This window comes from Vibrio sp. 10N.222.49.A3, from assembly GCF_041475145.1.
Classification (GTDB): domain Bacteria; phylum Pseudomonadota; class Gammaproteobacteria; order Enterobacterales; family Vibrionaceae; genus Vibrio; species Vibrio tasmaniensis_A.
In genome coordinates, this window is the sequence record NZ_JBFRVM010000145.1 from 1 (window position 1) to 364 (window position 364).

General features: G+C 38.2%; 1 rRNA gene. It reads right to left on the bottom strand.

Annotated elements, in window-relative coordinates:
• Positions 1–143: ribosomal RNA gene (locus AB4589_RS20535) — 23S ribosomal RNA — on the bottom strand; the annotation flags it as partial.
• Positions 144–364: the final 221 nt, after the last annotated feature.

Below are 364 nucleotides of genomic sequence, written 5' to 3' on the forward strand. Positions count from 1 at the left end.
TGCTTATGCAAGTGGGTTTCCCCATTCAGGAATCCCAGACTCAAAAGGTTATTACTACCTAATCTGGGCTTATCGCAAGTTATTACGCCTTTCATCGCCTCTGACTGCCAAGGCATCCACCGTGTACGCTTAGTCACTTAACCATACAACCCGAAAGGGTTTCTATTTACTTTCACTTTAAAAAAGTGAAAACAAACTAGTATGGCAACTAACCAAGGTTTTTGGTTGTCATCAAGAAGGGTTAATTCTTGATAACTGTTTGCCGGACTCAATTGTGAATCAAACTAAAGTTTGATTCGAATACAAGACACTTGAATGTGTTTGTTGTGTTTATACCGTTCTTATTAAATAAGAGCAGATAAAC